Here is a 16,007-nt window from a genome sequence, read left to right on the forward strand (position 1 = left end):
CGGATAAATAATAAAAAAGAATCTATATGAAACCATTGTTTAAAATATATTTATACCTCTTTGCAGGTTTGCTCTTTATTGCAGCTTGTAATGATTCGGATGAAGAGGGGATTACTGGTTTCACCATTGATACCCAAGAAGTCACATTAGGTGCTATAGGAGGAATGGAGCCGGTTAAAGTGGCTTCAGGCACCAAATGGGTAGCAAAGGTAAACCAACCTTGGGTGAAGGTGATGCCTGCTAACGGTGTAGGAAGTACTAATTGCGAAATTGTAGTAGATTCTACACTTTCTAATGATGTGCGGCACGCTGTCGTGACATTTGTGCCGGAAGGACAACCGAAACAGGAATTGAAGATACATCAGACCGGATATGGAAAAATGATCGGACTGGATAAATATGAAGTCGAAGTTGCCAACATGGCCAACGATGATAAAAGGTATTTTGATATATCCGTGACTACGAATGTAAAGTTCAAAGTGGAGTATTCACAGGCGATAGGATCTTGGGTTACTACTAATAATAGAACACCTGATGTTTCTTTGGATTATGGAGCTCGTCCCCGTACTCTTAAAATGCGATTCAAATGGGACATGAATACTGACCCGCAAGAGAGAATAGCTTCTATAAAATTCCTTCCGGTAAACGCGGAAGATGAATTGGAAAAAGAAGTGACATTGACTGTAAAGCAGGAAGCTGCACCTGAAATAACAGATGATAGACGAGGTGATTCTATTGCTATTGTCATTGCAAGTACAAAGATGCGCTCAATGATGAATTGGGATGCCAGCGAACGTCTTGACTACTGGTTAGGGGTGACAGTTTGGGAAAGAACAGATAAAGACGTAACACCCGAAAAAATTGGACGTGTACGTTCTGTTGAATTCAGATTGCTGAATACAAAAGAAGTGTTGCCTGTTGAAATCGGTAAAATTAAGTATCTGGAGACATTGGTTATCTATGGCAATACGAACACTAGTTTACTTCCTTCTCCTTATCGTATAGGAAATGCATTGGCTGAATTAAAGTATCTGAAAAATCTGACAATAAGTGCATTGGGCATTACAACTATTGATAAAAATGAATTAAAAGAACCTTGCAAGGTTTTAAGGACTTTGGATGTAAGCGGCAATAATTTTACGAGTATTCCGTATGATTTGACTCCTACTAATTATCCGGAACTACTTAACTTAAGTTTAACGGGGAATCGTCGATATAGTTCAATTACTGATTTGAGTACTGAAACGCGCGACAATCCAGGGTTACGTATAGATGCTTCTTCTTCTTCATTTAAGAATTTATTGAAGTGGGAAAAGCTGAAATCTTTATCATTATCTTATAATTTGATTTATGGTAAACTCCCAACATTTATTAATAGCTATAATGGTAGTCCTGAATATGGTGTATCTACTTACACAGATGAGGATATCCAGCAAAACGATACATTAATGAGTGCCAGCGAGGAGGTGAAAGCAAAACTAAAAACAATTCCGAATATTCTGCCTAATGCCGAACATTTCTCTATTAACTTGAATTTCTTGACTGGTGATGATTTGCCGGATTGGTTACTCTATCATCCACGTTTTGCGCGTTTTGATCCATTTACCTTGATTTATACGCAAGATTCAGGTAAAGATAAGAGTGGCAATATTCCTGGTTTTAAGAATGAACCGTCAAATTTGGAATGGTTCTATGAACGTTATCCGAAAGCCAGACCTACATTAACAGATAATTGATTTTTTGATTATGAAAAGAATATATTTAATTCTAATAGCCGCTGTAGCGATCACTTTTGCATCTTGTTCCGATCAGGATATGGATGCTGTGAAACCTGATACAGGACAGGGAGCTCCTATCATAGATTTACCCGAAGGAGCTACTCAGGGTAAAATTTTGGTAAAATTTAAACCGGAAGCGGCATCCTTTTTGGATGCTGCTACTACCCGCTCTATCGGAGGTGCTTTGACCCGTTCGGGAATTTCGGATATGGATGCAGTTCTGCAGCGAATCGGTATTTCTGAACTGGAACGTATTTTTCCGGTGGACAGTCGTACGGAAGAACGTACTCGCAAAGCGGGATTGAATCTTTGGTATATTATCCATTTTGCTGAAGATACGGATTTGGAGCAGGTAGCCAAGGACTTGTCACAAGTGGCGGATGTAGCAAAAGTCCAGTTCACTCGTGCTATTCAGCGTTCTTATGATCCGAATGTACGGGCAACTGTGCTCACCAAGCAGGCAATGACCCGTGTGGTGCATACAACTCGTGCTGTGAATACCGATGCGAACGATCCTTTTTTTAATCTACAATGGGGATGTAAGAATGATGGTTCTATTCTTCAGAATGGAGAAAAAAATGATAAAGGAGATAATGTAGTACCTGCTGTAATGGGTGTTGATGTAAATTGTGGGGAAGCCTGGAAGCTTTGTACGGGTAATCCTTCCATTGTTGTTGCTGTGCTTGATGAAGGTGTGATGTACGACCATCCTGACTTGGAAGGAAATATATGGGTGAATGAGGATGAAACATTTGCTTCAAAGGAAGATGCTGATGGAAATGGTTATGCCGGTGACCGCTATGGCTACAACTTCACAGATGATAAAGGCTATATCTCTTATGACGACCCGAATGATACCGGACATGGGACTCATGTGGCCGGGATTATCAGTGCAGTGAGGAATAATGGTGAAGGTATTAGTGGCATTGCAGGAGGGGATAAAGCCAATAATAGAGGTGGTGTAAAAATCATGAGTTGTCAGGTCTTTTCCGGTTCTAAAGGATGTGACTTGTATCAGGAAGCGAAAGCTGTGAAATATGCAGCAGATAACGGTGCCGTTATTTTGCAGTGTAGTTGGGGATATAATTCGGGGCTTTCCAATCCTATTAGTGGGTATACCCCGGGGTTTACTTCTGATAAAGATTGGGTCGATGCTGCTCCGTTGGAAAAAGAAGCCTTCGATTATTTTCTTCATAATGCCGGTTCGCCAAACGATGTCATAGACGGAGGTATCATTGTATTTGCCGCAGGTAATGAATATGCAGCTATGGCCGGATATCCGGGAGCTTATCCTGATTATATATCTGTAGCCGCTTTGGCTGCCGACGGGACTCCTTCCTGTTACTCCAACTATGCGATGGGCGTTTCTATTGCAGCTCCGGGTGGTGACAGTGATTATCATCAGAGCTCGAAAGGAAAAATATATTCCACATTACCTCCTTCTGCCAATGAAGATGGTGGGGAAAATTCTCATTACGGATATATGGAAGGAACATCGCAGGCTTGTCCACATATTTCGGGAGTAGCGGCATTGGGACTTTCTTATGCAGCTGAATTACATCGTCATTTCCGTGCAGATGAATTCCGTAAAATGATATTGGAGTCTGTCAATCCGGTGGAACCCTATTTTAAAGAAACGAAAGTTTATTGGTACACAAATGCTTCGTTCGGACAAATAGCTGCCGGACAAATGGAGCCTGCCGCTTATGCGGGCAATATGGGAACAGGGTTGATTGATGCCTATAAGCTGTTGAAAGCAGTTGAAGGAGGTGGTGTGGAGATGACTGTACCTAATATGTATGTGGCCGTCGAAGCTACAAGTAAAATCAATTATTCCCGTTATTTCAAAAATGGAGAGAATATGACCTTTACCTGTACAGTTGATGATAACTCAATTGCTACCCTTACGACAGAGAACAACATTACTTTCACTTTGAAAGGCTTGAAAGTTGGTTCTACAAAAGCTACAGTCAAGGCGAGTGACGGCACCAAGCAAGATTTTTTCATCACTGTTCGTAAGAACGATAGTTGGATGTAAACTCTATTATGAAACGATATCTTGCCGAAACCATCGAACTTGGGCTGTTCCTTCTTATTTACCTGTTTCCTGTGCATAGCTTTGCGCAGGAAACAGTCGAACAAGTCTTGCAGTTTGAACATACAGTAATGAATATAGGAACTTTATCAGAAGACGATGATCCGGCAATGTATCATTTTAAATATCATAATGTAAGCAAGAAGCCTATATACCTTTCCAAGTTAACTACTTCCTGTGGTTGTACGGTAGCCAAATATGATAAAAAGGTAGTGCAACCGGGAGAGCAGGGAGAAATCATATTGGTCTTTCATCCAATGGATCAGGCTGGTGATTTGTATAGGGAAGCGTTTGTTTATACCGATCTTTCGAAGGAGCATCCTACAGCTAAGTTGGCACTCGTCGGTAAGGTATTGCCTACCGCTGACCGATGGAGGGACTATCCTGTATATATAGGGAACACATTACGGCTGAAAAGAAAGGATTGGCAAGTCAGGATACTTTCCCGAGAAGGGAGGCAAGTGGAAAGATTTGTATGCGTTAATACAGGGAAACAGCCTTTGAGGTTATCAGCCTTGTTGTTACCGGAATACATTCACTTCCATACAGAACCGGAAATTATTTCTCCGGGAATAGAAGCTGATATGGTTCTTTCTATTGATAAGGGCTTACTACCTCAAAAGAATGAAATTACATTTCATTTTATGTTGGATGGTATTCCTGTCCGGCCTTGCGAAAGGAGAATACAGGTGAAACTATTGTTACAATAATAATTATTATAAAATATGTATATGAAAAATATATTCAAAATGATGTTACTGCTCACTATGGCATTATTTATGTCATGTGGAGACGACGATGAAGTGAAGCTTCCTGATACGAAGGATGTAAATTATGCGAATATTGCAGGGACTTGGCGATTGAGTGAATGGAATGGAGAAAAGATAGACGGTGATACACGATACTATTATATCAAGTTTGACCGGAAAGAGAAAGACGGAAAACGTTCTTATACCATTTATACAAACCTCAACAGTGCTACGTCCCAGCAAATTCCCGGCTCCTTTACTCTGAATAAAGAGGAGGATTACGGAGATGTTATTAGCGGTACTTATTATTACCAGCTTGATACGGACGATGAATGGGAATATTCATATATCGTTTCGGGGTTAACTGATATTTCAATGGTATGGACTGCTAAAGAGGATATGGGGGAAATAAAAGTTTATACTCGATGTGAGGATATACCATCAGATATCTTAACCGGAACACGAACTTCATTCTAATCTTGATACTTTTAGTATCTTTTATAATAAAACCGTTTAAGTCAGTTTCTTGCACTTAAACGGTTTTGTTTTTGTATTAATCTTCAGTAGTACAGATTATATATAAAAAAACGAAGATTTATTTGGAAATAATATTGAAACTCTTTATCTTTGCATTGAATTTATAATTGTAATGAATACAACTTTGAAAGAAAGGGAAGATAATGAAGCCATACGATCGATTATTAGAACATAATATCAAGCCGTCCATGCAGCGTATCGCTATCATGGAATATCTGATGGATAATCCGATTCATCCATCAGCTGATGATATATATACTGCACTATCTCCCTCGATGCCGACACTTTCAAAAACTACGGTTTATAATACATTGAAATTGTTTTCGGAGCAAGGAGCAGCCTTGATGCTTACAATTGATGAGAAGAATACGAACTTTGACGCAGATACTTCCGTACATTCTCATTTTTTGTGCAAGCGTTGTGGACACATTTATGATCTGAAATGCCCGGAAGCCATAAAGAAAGTGGAGAATATAGACATGGATGGTCACCAGGTATCAGAAGTTCATTATTATTATAAAGGTATTTGCAAGAATTGCTTAAGTAAAGATAAAGAAACACGTATTGACTAATTAATTTAAAATTGAGAAGAAAATGAAAAAATTTAGATGTACTGTATGCGGTTACGTTCATGAAGGTGACGCAGCTCCTGAAAAATGCCCATTGTGTAAAGCTCCTGCCAGCAAATTCGTAGAAGTTGTTGAGGTAGAAGGTGGCGCATTGTCTTTTGCTGACGAACACGTTATTGGTGTGGCAAAAGGTTGTGACGAAGAAATGATTAAGGACCTGAACAATCACTTCATGGGAGAATGTACTGAAGTTGGTATGTATTTGGCTATGAGCCGTCAGGCAGACCGTGAAGGTTATCCTGAAGTAGCTGAAGCTTTCAAACGTTACGCTTGGGAAGAAGCTGAACATGCTGCTAAGTTTGCGGAATTGTTGGGCGACTGCGTATGGGATACTAAAACGAACCTGCAGAAACGTAAAGATGCTGAACAAGGTGCATGCGAAGACAAAAAACGTATCGCAACTCGTGCTAAAGCTCTGAATCTGGATGCTATCCATGACACTGTACACGAAATGTGCAAAGACGAAGCTCGTCACGGTAAAGGTTTTGAAGGATTGTACAACCGTTATTTCGGTGATAAGAAATAATTAAGCCTAATAAACTCTTAAAAGGTCTGTATTCTGCAACGAATACAGACCTTTTTTATTTATATTTGTCTATCAATTTTTAAATACCACAGTTATGAGAAAAGTACAACTATTGTTAGTTTGTTTAATGCTTTCGGTGGCTGCTTTTGCTGCTGACAAAGTGATTAAATTGCCGAAGCCTAATTTAAACCGTACCGGTGCGGTGATGAAGGCATTGTCTGAACGACATTCAACTCGCGAGTATGCTTCTAAATCATTGAGTCTGTCGGATCTGTCTGATTTGTTATGGGCTGCTAATGGGATAAACCGTAAGGAATCCGGAATGAGAACAGCTCCGTCGGCGTTGAATAAGCAGGATGTGGATGTATATGTAGTATTACCTGAAGGAAGTTATCTGTATGATGCTAAAAATCATCAGTTGACTCTGGTTGCTGAAGGAGATCATCGTGGAGCAGTAGCCGGTGGACAGGCATTTGTGAAAACAGCTCCGGTGTCCTTGGTGTTAATCAGTGATCTTTCCAGATTTGGAGATGCGAAGAGTGCACGCAGCCAGTTGATGGGGGCTATGGATTCCGGCATCGTTTCTCAAAATATTTCAATATTCTGTTCCGCTGCTAACATAGCAACAGTGCCACGCGCTTCGATGGACAATGAACAATTGAAGAAAGTTTTGAAATTGAAAGATAGCCAAATGCCAATGATGAATCATCCTGTGGGATACTTCAAATAAGGATTGGCAAGATATACAAAAGAGTGACGGTATCCTGCAAGGATACCGTCACTCTTTTCCTATTATAGCGTTACTATCCCGACCGGATAGCGTCACTATATTTTCTTCTTTACTTCAAGAGAAATTCATCAATCGCTTTTTTGTAAGTTGCCTTGTCAGCAGCTCCACGGAAAAGCTGTGGATCTCCTTTCATGGGAATGAATACAAACAATGGAATACTTGTTGCATTAAATAAAGCTGCCAGTTCTTTTTGTTTATCTACATTGACTTTGTAGATGACAATTTTTCCGGCATATTCCTTTGCCAATTCTTTCATGATAGGAGCTGTCTGGCGACATGGTCCGCACCAATCTGCATATAAGTCGATGATGGCGGGCTTATTACCTTTATAATTCCACTCCTTTGATTTCTCATAATCGAAGACGTCTTTCAGAAACATTTCTTTGTCCATTACGACGACTTCACCGTTACCTGTTACCTCTTTTTTACCTTGATTAGTTTCCCTACTGTCATTGAATGCGTATACAATTACGCTTGCCATGACGAGGGCTACCATTACTAATACTTTCTTCATTCGTTATTATTATCTTTTTATGTATAATGCTTCTCGATAACCCCTTGCAGTTCGCTACTATGGATTACGCCGGAATGTCTCCAGACAGCCTCTCCATTCTTGAACAGTATAAAGGTCGGTACAGCTTGTATGCGATATTTAGTAGCCAGGTCTTCATGCTGGTCAACGTCTATCTTTGCAATACGTGCTTTATCTCCCACAATAAGTTTTAGTTCTTCTAAAACCGGTTTCATTGCTTTGCAAGGTCCACACCATTCTGCAAAGAAATCAACTAAAACGGGCACTGGTGACTGTATTAAATCTTCAAATTTTTCCATAATCTTTTCTTTCTTAGAGTTAAAAAGCAGTCTTTGAAGACCGCAAATATAATTTCTATTTTATTATATAACGAGAAAAAGCTGATTTTGTTCATGAAATAGTAATCATAGAGTCATCATCTTGTAATGTGAAAGAGGGAATTTTGCGTATCTAAAAATAATGGAACTATGAAATTTTTATTTATTGTTCAAGGTGAGGGGAGAGGGCATTTTACACAGGCAATCACTCTCGAAGAAATGTTATTGCGCAATGGGCATGAAGTAGTGGAAGTCTTAGTCGGGAAAAGCTCGACACGTACTTTGCCGGGATTTTTCAATCGGAGTATTCATGCACCGGTGAAGCGATTCATTAGTCCGAACTTTCTGCCTACGGCAGATAATAAACGGGCGAACCTGACGAAAAGCTTTGCATACAATTTATTAAGATTACCGGAGTATCTTCGTAGCATGTATTATATAAATCAGCGGATCAGGGAGACAGGGGCGGAAGTTGTCATCAACTTCTACGAGCTTTTAACCGGACTTACCTATGCACTCTTCCGTCCCTCCGTTCCGTATATTTGTGTTGGGCATCAGTATCTGTTTTTACATCGTGATTTCGAGTTTCCGGATAAAAATTCGTGCCAGTTATGGATGCTGCGTTTCTTTACCCGGATGACCGCTCTAAGATCTTCGAAGAAACTGGCTTTGTCTTTCCTGGAAATGGAACAGGATGATATGAATCAAATAGTGACCGTTCCTCCATTGATTCGTCAGGAAGTGACCGCTATCCGTCCGGAAAAGGGTGATTATATTCATGGATATATGGTTAATTCCGGGTTTGCTGATAGCGTGGAGAGTTTTCATGCGAAACATCCGGAAGTTCCTTTAACTTTTTTCTGGGATAGATCGGATGCTGAAGAGGTGACACGGATTGACGAAACATTGAGTTTCCATCAAATAGATGATGTGAAGTTTCTTAATGCTATGGCGGGTTGTAAGGCTTATGCCAGTACGGCAGGCTTCGAGTCTATTTGCGAAGCAATGTATCTTGGAAAACCTGTATTAATGGTTCCGGCACATATTGAACAAGACTGCAATGCCTATGATGCAATGAAAGCGGGGGCAGGAATAATCAGTGATTCCTTTGATTTGCAGCCGTTGCTTCGTTTTGCAGGAGAATATACTCCGAACCGTCATTTCGTTTATTGGGTTCGTAGCTGTGAACGTCGGATGATCCGTGAACTGGAGAAACTGGCAGCTTCACATTCAGAAATAACTTCAATACCAACATTCACTAATTATTTACCAATATGAAACTAAACAGAACGGATTATGTGCTTGAACGCGCATCAGATGGTGGCTACTATGCCTGGTTGACTGTAAATATGCAATGTAATGCTTATGGGGAATCTCCTGAAGAAGCAGTTCAGAATTTACAGAATATAATGAATGAGATGATTGACGAGATGTATATGGTGGAAGAGTTTATATAAATTGAAAATAGAGAATTAAAAATTGAGAAATAAAAGTTATGCCATCTGGCATTATATTTCTCAATTTTTAATTCTCAACTCTCAACTTACTCAATGCTAAGTTCGTCGATGATATGAGAGGCTCCTGCGTATTTATCGATGATAAACAAGGTATAGCGGATGTCAACACAAGCGGCTCGCTGCGATGAAGGACGGAAAGCAATGTCTCCTGTTAAGCCTTCAAAGTTGCGGTCGAAAGCAGTTCCAACCAACTGACCTTTGCTGTTAAATACCGGACTACCGGAGTTTCCTCCTGTATTGTCGGTGTTTACGATAAAGCAGACAGGCATTTCACCGTTTTTGCCATAACGTCCATAATCCTGGGATTTATATAACTCTTTTAGCTTTTGAGGCACTACGAATTCCCAGTTTCCCTGATCTTCTTTTTCCATCACACCTTTGAGGGTGGTATGAGCATCATATACCACACCGTCAGCCGGTTCATAAGAAAGTACCTGGCCGTATGTCAATCGTAAAGTAGAGTTCGCATCCGGATAAATCGGCGTTCCTTTTTCCTGTCTCATGTCCATCATGCCTTTCACCCATACTTTATGAGCTGCGTCATAGTTCTGATTGGCTTCTTTCATGGCAATGGCTGTTTTCAGAATTCCGTCGGTAACAGAATATTTGAATAATACCATCCAGTCATATCCTATTTTATACAAACTTGGTTTCTTGATAAACTTCTCAAAGTTTTTAGGATTGCCGAAAATGGAATGTTCGAAACAGGCATCAACGAAGGCGTCAATACTTCCCTTGAAACGAGAATTGATGATTTCGAAGATGTTGATTCGTTGTTCTGCAGGAATGTAGTTGGCATAAGTCTTCAGCATTTCTTTCGCTACCATCCGTTCCACGTCGGGGAAAGGGACAGAAGCAAAATACTTATCACCTTCTTTCTTCAGTTTTAGTTTTGCTTCTTTTATCTGCTCTTTATCTTTCGATTTCAGAGCGGTAACCAATTCTGTCGTGGAAGGGATACGCATAAAATCAAGGGCGGTGACCAATGCTTCATTGATAGCCTGCTGATGATATAGCGCATCGCGTCGGTGAGATACAATAGAGCGAATCTCATCAAAGGCTTTCTGATACGAATCATCTCCCTTCTCACGGCCGCGGGCTAATAGTTCTTCTTGCTGTGCACGTTTGGTATCCAGTACATTGAGGCGTATCAGTCCTTCATTCATGCCGATTGCATTTTTCCAATAATTGGCCGAAGAAGCATATTTGCTTGCATAATGAATACGCACTGCCGGATCTTTCAGCATTTGCTCCATAAGTACTTTCTGACGGGCTCCGCGTACATGCTGGCGCATGAAATTGGTCGTTTGCATCCGTTCTTCCACTTCGTCGGCAATCATATACCGCCAGTTACGTCCGGGGAATCCCATGACAAAGGTGAAATCTCCTTCCTGAACTCCGGCGAGGCTGATCTTCAGATGTTTTTTCACTTGCAGAGGAACGTTGTCTTTAGAATATTCTGCCGGTTTTCCATTCTTGTCCGCGTAAATACGGAAGAGAGAAAAGTCGCCTGTGTGACGAGGCCACATCCAGTTGTCGGTATCAGCTCCGAATTTACCGATGGAAGAAGGAGGAGCCCCTACCATACGAATATCACTGTATACTGTTTTGATGAACAGATAATATTTGTTTCCTCCATAAAAAGCCTTGAGCTCCAACTTTGTTGCAGGAGTTATTTCTATATTCTCGGCTTTGGCAAAACGTTCTGCTACGTTGCCAAGATAACTTGGAGATAGATAATTAACACCATCCGGGTCCGGATCTTTTTTCAGTTGTTCGTTGACGTAATCCGTCACATCGAGAATCCGGTCGATAAAAGTGACGGTCAATCCCGGAGTAGGGAGTTCCGCATCACGGTTCATAGCCCAGAAACCATCTGTCAGATAGTCATGTTCTACATTACTATGTTGCTGGATAGCTCCATAACCACAGTGATGGTTAGTCAGTACCAGTCCTTCGGAAGAGATAACTTCTCCCGTACATCCTCCTCCGAAGTGTACAACAGCGTCTTTTAGAGAAAGGCCATTTGCGTTGTATACTTCCTCTATCGGAATTTCGAGGCCAAGTTCGCGCATGGCAACAGCGTTCTGTGCTTTCAGATCGGTTAGCATCCACATGCCTTCGTCGGCGTGGATGCTAAGAGTTGCCAGTGAAAATAGGACAAATAGGATTTGTTTTCTCATTTATTCTACGATTGTCATTTCATTGATTAGGTGTCCGCAGTTTCCTAACTTTTCCAAAATGAACAGGACATAACGGATATCCAGGTTAATACAACGTTGCAGGTTGTTGTCGAAGTTGATGTCACCGCTTAATGATTCCCAGTTGCCATCAAAAGCGCAACCGATCAGTTCTCCGTTTTCATTCAGTACCGGGCTGCCGGAGTTACCACCGGTGATGTCGTTGGTTGACAGGAAGCAGACAGGCATATCACCATTTGGCAAAGCATAACGGCCATAATCTTTCTTTTCGATGAGTTCTTTCAGTTTGGCAGGTACAACGAATTCACGGTCTTCCGGATTTTCTTTTTCAAGAATACCTTTGGTGGTCGTATAGTAGTTGTAGTGTACACCGTCTTTCGGATCATAAGGTTTCACGTTACCATAGGTCAGACGAATGGTAAAGTTTGCATCCGGATAAGAAGGTACAGGCAACTTCATTTCCCCCAGACCACGGATATAAGTTTTGTGCAGCAAAGCTAGTTCCTGATCCATATCCTTGAGCTGGGAAGCCAGTGTATCCATCAAGTCGTATTTAGACTGGCAGTATTGTAGTGCCAGATCATTGTCAATCGCTTTCACTGAAGGCTTCTTTGTAAACTTCTCGAAGTTTGCCCGGTTGGCAAAAATAGAGTTGTCATACATATCATCAACGAATTTGTTATAATCGCCTTTATATTTCTGCTCAATAACCTTATAAATAGAAGGACGTTGGTTTGCCGGAATCATTTCAGCATATAAGGGGAACAAGGCTTTCGCTACCTTGCGGTCTACTTCATGATCGTAATCTTTGTTATGGATGCTTTCGTAAGTGCTTTCCAAGGCTTTCATGCGTGCTTCGATTACAGAATCGTTTTTCTCAAGTAATGCTTCGCGTGTTTTAGTCAACATCACATTGCCAAATTCGATAGCTCCGAAGAAAGTCTCTCTCAAACAGGTGTACTGATAGTTGAGAGGAGTTGTCTTAGCTACCAGGTCATCAATGTTCTTCACTACCGCTGCATATTCAGCATTGTTTTGTGCTTTTGCAAACTCTGCGAATTTGGCTTCTTGTGCAGCTTTTGTTCCCAATACATCATTATCGATGATGGCCTTATTCATGCCGATGGAGTTTTTCCAATAGTTGCTGGAACCTGCATATTTGTTAGCATACTGAATACGGATTTTGTCACTGGCATTCATTACCTCTTTCAGGACAGCCAAACGTGCACCACGAATACGGATACGTGGATCGTTTTCCGATTCCATACGTTCTTTTACTTCTGATACAGTCAGGTAGCGGCTCGTACTTCCGGGGAATCCCATAATCATTGCATAATCTCCTTCTTTCAATCCTTTGATAGAGATAGACAAATGTTTCTTGGTTTTCAGTGGGACGTTGCTCTCGCTGTATTCTGCCGGTTCACCATTTGCATCTGCATAAATACGGAACATGGAAAAGTCGCCGGTATGACGCGGCCACATCCAGTTGTCTGTTTCACCACCAAACTTACCGATAGAAGAGGGTGGAGCGGCTACCATACGTACATCCGGATATATTTTCTTATAGAAAAGATAGAATTTATTTCCGGCATAGAACGGAAGAGCTTGCGGAACAATTCCCTTTTTGTCTGCCAGGTCACTTTTAAAATAAAGATCATGAGCCAGCTTTTGAAGGAATATATTGCTGAATGATTCGGATTCGGTGATTTCTTTCGCCGCAATCTTGGCATTGACAATATCCGTAATATCTTCGATACGTTCGATAAATGTGAATTGCAATCCCGGAGTAGGGAGTTCTTTGTCTCTGGAAGTAGCCCAGAAACCATCAGTCAGATAATCGTGCTCAACACTACTATGTTGCTGGATGGAGGCGTAGCCACAATGGTGATTGGTCAGAATCAAACCTTCGGGTGAGATAATTTCTCCGGTACATCCGCCTCCGAATATACCTACGGCATCTTTAAGAGAAATTCCATTCGGATTATATAGGTCCTGTGCTTCCAGTTTTAATCCTTGTTTTTTCATCATGTCTATGGAGTGTTGCTGTTGCATCAGTTGCAATAGCCACATACCCTCATCCGCTTTAACGGAACATACAAAAAGCGCAGCCAGCGCTAATAGATAAAGTCTTAGTCTGTTCATTATTTAATGATAAAATTAAAATATATGATTGGTTAGTATTCAATTTTCAAATCTCCGTTCTTCAGTGCTTCCATGATATTAGCAGGCGGACGTTGATTCATCAGTTCGTTTTTCATAAAGTCCATATAAGGAGCTACATGCTTAAAGAACTGGTAATAGCCTTTGCATAAGTAATTCAATCCCGGTTCGCCTTCTGCCGTTTGGCTGAAACGATTTTTCGGGCATTCTCCGTTGCAGGCAAACAGGAACTCACATTCCTTGCATTGAGTAGGGAGAGACTGATATTTCATGTTCCCGAAATTGTGCTGACGCTCGCTATGCATCATTTCCACCAGAGTTTTACTATAAATGTTACCTAATTTATATTCGGGAAATACAAAATGGTCGCATGAATAAACATCTCCGTTGAATTCCATCACGCCGGCATGACCGCAGGTCTTTGCCATTGTGCATATACCAGGCTGTTCGCCCATCCAGTTCGCCAAAGTCGAATCGAATATTTGTACATAGTACTTGCCTACATCTTCTTTCACCCATTCGTCGAAAAGAGCACAAAGGAAGTTGCCCCATTGCTCCGGAGTGATCGAAAAATCGGCAAGGGTTCCGGCTTTATTTTCTGCAAGAGAAGCGAGGTGACGACCGTCCTCATGTGAGAGAATACGTTCAACGATAGGAGCGAACTGGATATACTGACAACCGATTTCTTTGAAGAAACGATAAAAGTCTAGTGGATAGTCGGCATTGAAGTCATTAATAACTGCCATCGCATTCCATTCCACCCCATGTTTTTTCAAAAGATTGATGCCTTGCATCACTTTCACAAAAGAGGGTTTTCCCATTTTATTTTTGCGATACTCGTCATGAAACTCCTGGGGACCATCGATAGAGACTCCTACCAGCCAATTATTTTCACGGAAGAACTCGCACCATTCGTCGGTGAGCATGGTTCCGTTGGTTTGGATGCAGTTGTCGATCGTTCGTCCGCGGGCATACTTTTTTTGTAGTTCCATCGCCTTTTTATAGAAGGAGAGCGGTCGCATCAGCGTTTCTCCTCCGTGCCAGGTGAAAAGCACCTGCGGCATGGTTTGTGAGTTAATGTACTCGTCGATAAATTTTTCCAGAAGTTCATCGCTCATTACGTGTTTCAGATTGTCTTTGTATAGGTTGGCCTTTTCCAAATAATAGCAATAATCGCATGCTAGATTACATACGGCACCTACAGGCTTTACCATTACATAAAGCGGTTTGGCAAAAGGGGCAAATGTTGATGTTTTCATGACTGCAAAATTAGATAAACTAAATGAAAAAAATAGCCTTACACCTATGTTTATAAGGATTATTAAAGAAAAGAGTCTTACAAGATTTAAATATTGATAAAATGTTTCTTTGAATTCTGAATCAGTTGTACCTTTGTACCCAGAATTTAATGAATAGATGAACGTGAATAAAATTTTGCCTTTTTTGCTTTTGCTTCCGTTTTTGGCTTCCTGCACCAGTAAGTACAAGATTGAAGGAACCTCTTCAGTGAATAGTCTGGATGGAAAGATGTTGTATCTTAAGTCCCTTCGTGATGGAGAGTGGGTGAAGCTGGATTCAGCTGAAGTAGTGCATGGTCTGTTCTCAATGAAAGGGAAAATAGATTCCGTACAGATGGTGACACTTTATATGGATGAAGAAAGCATTATGCCGATTGTGCTGGAAAGTGGGAAGATAACAGTAACCATTAGCAACACGGACCTCAAGGCAGTCGGAACATCTTTAAATAATGCACTGTATGAGTTTATCAGCAAAAGAAACCAATTGGAAGAAAGCATTGGTGAACTGGAGCAGAAGGAAACCCGTATGGTACTGGATGGAGGCGATCTGGATGAGATTCACGGTCAGTTGGTGGTGGAAGGAGACTCACTGATGAAAGCGATGAATCAGTATGTGAAAACGTTCATCTCCGATAATTACGAAAATGTGCTGGGACCCAGTGTGTTTATGATGCTCTGCAGCTCTTTGCCCTATCCCATTATGACTCCGCAGATTGATGATATAATCAAGGATGCTCCTTATTCTTTTAAAGATAATAAACTGGTTAGAGAGTTCCTGTCTAAAGCAAGAGAAAACATGAAGTTGATAGAAGAACATCAACGATTGGAACAAAATGCTTCAACAAATAAGTAATACTTGAGTTTTTTGTGTATTTTTG

15 protein-coding genes are annotated in these 16,007 nt (G+C 40.9%); 10 read left to right on the forward strand and 5 right to left on the reverse strand.

Annotated features, from left to right (window positions below):
* Nucleotides 1-26: 26 nt before the first annotated feature.
* The 7 genes from NQ505_RS14350 (at nt 27) to NQ505_RS14380 (ending at nt 7,044) form a co-directional block, all read left to right on the forward strand.
* Entirely contained in the window at nt 27-1,736 is a 1,710-nt protein-coding gene (locus NQ505_RS14350) for a BACON domain-containing protein (protein ID WP_009000907.1), read from the forward strand.
* 10 nt (nt 1,737-1,746) lie between these two features.
* Entirely contained in the window at nt 1,747-3,816 is a 2,070-nt protein-coding gene (locus tag NQ505_RS14355; protein WP_008648327.1) for a S8 family peptidase, read from the forward strand.
* A gap of 8 nt (nt 3,817-3,824) precedes the next feature.
* Nucleotides 3,825-4,583 (forward strand): DUF1573 domain-containing protein, encoded by a 759-nt coding sequence (locus tag NQ505_RS14360; RefSeq protein ID WP_004297329.1) that lies wholly within the window; start codon nt 3,825-3,827, stop codon nt 4,581-4,583.
* A 21-nt stretch (nt 4,584-4,604) separates the two neighbouring features.
* Nucleotides 4,605-5,099 carry a lipocalin family protein gene (locus tag NQ505_RS14365; protein ID WP_224440799.1) on the forward strand — a complete coding sequence of 165 codons (495 nt, stop codon included), beginning with the start codon at nt 4,605-4,607 and terminating at the stop codon, nt 5,097-5,099.
* 203 nt (nt 5,100-5,302) lie between these two features.
* A complete protein-coding gene (locus NQ505_RS14370; RefSeq protein WP_004297332.1) occupies nt 5,303-5,731 on the forward strand; it encodes a Fur family transcriptional regulator in 429 nt (142 codons plus the stop codon).
* A 22-nt stretch (nt 5,732-5,753) separates the two neighbouring features.
* Entirely contained in the window at nt 5,754-6,314 is a 561-nt protein-coding gene (locus tag NQ505_RS14375; protein ID WP_004297333.1) for an NADH peroxidase, read from the forward strand.
* Nucleotides 6,315-6,408: 94 nt separating this feature from the next.
* Nucleotides 6,409-7,044: a SagB/ThcOx family dehydrogenase gene (locus NQ505_RS14380; protein ID WP_004306006.1), complete on the forward strand. Its 636-nt coding sequence runs from the start codon at nt 6,409-6,411 to the stop codon at nt 7,042-7,044.
* A 109-nt stretch (nt 7,045-7,153) separates the two neighbouring features.
* Here NQ505_RS14380 and NQ505_RS14385 read toward each other — a convergent pair whose 3' ends face one another.
* Both NQ505_RS14385 and trxA read right to left on the reverse strand, forming a co-directional pair.
* The gene (locus NQ505_RS14385) at nt 7,154-7,618 is read right to left on the reverse strand and encodes a thioredoxin domain-containing protein (protein ID WP_004306007.1); all 465 of its coding nucleotides are present in this window, start codon (nt 7,616-7,618) and stop codon (nt 7,154-7,156) included.
* A 17-nt stretch (nt 7,619-7,635) separates the two neighbouring features.
* Nucleotides 7,636-7,935, reverse strand: a complete 300-nt coding sequence (gene trxA, locus NQ505_RS14390) for a thioredoxin (RefSeq protein ID WP_004306008.1) — start codon at nt 7,933-7,935, stop codon at nt 7,636-7,638.
* Nucleotides 7,936-8,103: 168 nt separating this feature from the next.
* Here trxA and NQ505_RS14395 point away from each other — a divergent pair, with 168 nt between their 5' ends.
* Together NQ505_RS14395 and NQ505_RS14400 are read left to right on the forward strand one after the other, a co-directional pair.
* Nucleotides 8,104-9,231 carry a glycosyltransferase family protein gene (locus NQ505_RS14395; RefSeq protein WP_004297338.1) on the forward strand — a complete coding sequence of 376 codons (1,128 nt, stop codon included), beginning with the start codon at nt 8,104-8,106 and terminating at the stop codon, nt 9,229-9,231.
* Nucleotides 9,228-9,410 (forward strand): type II toxin-antitoxin system HicB family antitoxin, encoded by a 183-nt coding sequence (locus NQ505_RS14400; protein ID WP_004297339.1) that lies wholly within the window; start codon nt 9,228-9,230, stop codon nt 9,408-9,410. Before NQ505_RS14395 ends, NQ505_RS14400 begins: the two co-directional genes overlap by 4 nt.
* Before the next feature lie 86 nt (nt 9,411-9,496).
* Here the strand turns inward: NQ505_RS14400 and NQ505_RS14405 are convergent, their stop codons facing one another.
* The 3 genes from NQ505_RS14405 to NQ505_RS14415 are packed head-to-tail and all read right to left on the reverse strand — an operon-like array spanning nt 9,497 to nt 15,090.
* Complete coding sequence (locus NQ505_RS14405) at nt 9,497-11,653, reverse strand: S46 family peptidase (RefSeq protein ID WP_004325553.1); 2,157 nt, start codon at nt 11,651-11,653, stop codon at nt 9,497-9,499.
* A complete protein-coding gene (locus NQ505_RS14410; RefSeq protein WP_004306012.1) occupies nt 11,654-13,813 on the reverse strand; it encodes a S46 family peptidase in 2,160 nt (719 codons plus the stop codon). It abuts the gene before it with no gap.
* A gap of 32 nt (nt 13,814-13,845) precedes the next feature.
* Nucleotides 13,846-15,090, reverse strand: coding sequence for an anaerobic sulfatase-maturation protein (locus NQ505_RS14415; RefSeq protein ID WP_004297342.1), 1,245 nt, complete (start codon nt 15,088-15,090; stop codon nt 13,846-13,848).
* 157 nt (nt 15,091-15,247) lie between these two features.
* On the opposite strand from NQ505_RS14415, the gene NQ505_RS14420 reads away from it, so the two are divergent.
* Entirely contained in the window at nt 15,248-15,982 is a 735-nt protein-coding gene (locus tag NQ505_RS14420; protein ID WP_004306014.1) for a DUF4369 domain-containing protein, read from the forward strand.
* Nucleotides 15,983-16,007: the final 25 nt, after the last annotated feature.

Origin of the sequence: Bacteroides sp. D2 (assembly GCF_025147085.1) — a bacterium.
GTDB lineage: Bacteria > Bacteroidota > Bacteroidia > Bacteroidales > Bacteroidaceae > Bacteroides.